Source organism: Streptomyces sp. NPDC005784 (assembly GCF_042871525.1).
Taxonomy (GTDB): domain Bacteria; phylum Actinomycetota; class Actinomycetes; order Streptomycetales; family Streptomycetaceae; genus Streptomyces.
The window spans coordinates 1-1,655 of the sequence record NZ_JBIAIQ010000117.1 but is presented as its reverse complement, the minus strand read 5'-3'; the positions used below and the strand labels follow the sequence as shown (position 1 = coordinate 1,655).

1 protein-coding gene is annotated in these 1,655 nt (G+C 71.1%); it reads left to right on the top strand.

All coding sequences use genetic code 11. From position 1 onward, the window contains the following. The first annotated feature begins 270 nt into the window (after window positions 1-270). Window positions 271-1,485 (top strand): IS110 family transposase, encoded by a 1,215-nt coding sequence (locus ACFYR3_RS45735; RefSeq protein WP_389288358.1) that lies wholly within the window; start codon window positions 271-273, stop codon window positions 1,483-1,485. Window positions 1,486-1,655 lie beyond the last annotated feature (170 nt).

Below are 1,655 nucleotides of genomic sequence, written 5' to 3'. Positions count from 1 at the left end.
CCCGTTACCTTTTCCGTGGCCCCGCAATGGGGCGCCTGGCCCCCGGGTCCGGTATGGCTGTGTGCCCCCTGTCGTACGGATGACCTGGGGGGTGTTGCCGCCGGGCTTCGGGGCACCGCTTGACCGCTGATGAGGGGCCTGACGACTGCCTGGTCCGGCGCAATGCCGGGCCGCTTCACGGGCGGCATGTCTGCGTAACGTGGTTGCCGGCGTGTGGTGCCGCAGGGACGGCCGGGAGTTGAGGAGACGAGTGGCGAGGGGCACGCGCACATGGTCGACACGACCGCGATAAATCTCTTCCTCGGCCTGGACCTGGGCAAGGAGTTCCACCACGCCCACGGCCGGACCGAGGACGGCAAAACCGTGCACGACAAACGGCTGCCCAACACCGAGCCGAAACTGCTGGAGCTGTTCACCAGGCTGGTGGCGAAGTTCGGCACCGTTCTGGTGATCGTGGACCAGGTCGCCAACATCGGCGCGCTGCCGCTGACAGTGGCCCGCGCGGCTGGCTGCCGGGTGGCCTACCTGCCCGGGCTGTCGATGCGGCGGGCCGCCGACCTGCACCCGGGCGAGGCGAAGACCGACGCCCGCGACGCGTTCGTGATCGCCGAGACCGCCCGCACCATGCCGCACACCCTGCGCGCGGTGGACCGCGACGACGAGGTACTGGCCGAGCTGACCATGCTCACCGGTTACGACAACGACCTGGCCGGCGAGGTCAACCGCGCCACCAACCGACTGCGCGGCCTGCTCTCCCAGATCCACCCCTCGCTCGAGCGCGTGCTCGGCCCGCGCCTGGCCTACCCCTATGTCCAGGCCCTCCTTCAACGGCACGGCTCCCCGGCGAGACTGAAGAAGCTGGGCCGTGTCCGCTGCGAGGCCCTGCTCAAGGCGCACGGCTCGCGCAAGGCCCACCACCTGAGCGCCGAGATCTTCGACGCGCTCGCCGAGCAGACGCTTATCGTTCCGGGCACCGAGGCCAGCGCCGTGATCGTGCCCGGACTGGCCGCCCAGCTCGCCGCCGCCCACACCCAGCGCCGCCAGGCCGAGCAGGAGATCGCCGCCCTCCTGGAGGCCCTCCCTCTTTTCCACCTCCTGACGTCGCTGCCCGGCCTGGGCGTCAGGACCACGGCCGCCGTGATCGTCGCGATCGGTGACGGCGCTGGCTTCCCCACCGCCGGGCACCTCGCCTCCTACGCCGGACTCGCGCCCGCCACGAAGTCCTCGGGCACCTCCATCCGCGGCGAGCACGCGCCCCACCGCGGCAACCGGCTCCTCAAACGCGCCCTGTTCCAGGCCGCGTTCGCCGCGATCGGCTGCAAAGCCGACCCGTCCTCCCGGATCTACTACGACCGGCAACGCGCACGCGGCAAGACCCACACCCAGGCGATCCTCCGCCTCGCCCGCCAGCGCGTGAACGTCATCCACGCGATGATCCGCAACGGCGCCCTCTACGAACCCCGCGCCCTCGACCTCGCCGCCTGACACCCACACTCACCCCTGCCTCTTCCGGACCGCCGCACCGGCCACCGGGCTGCCCGCACCGCACCCAGACCAGCGGGAGCGTCCCGCTTCGCGGGACGCTCCCGAAAACCAGCACGAACCCTTACGGACCACCCACGCCAGGGTTGACGAAACAGATAGGGGCACCCCCC

Coding starts and splice junctions, on each gene's coding strand:
- ACFYR3_RS45735 (WP_389288358.1), top strand. CDS start 271: ATGGTCGACACGACCGCGATAAATCTCTTCCTCGGCCTGGACCTGGGC.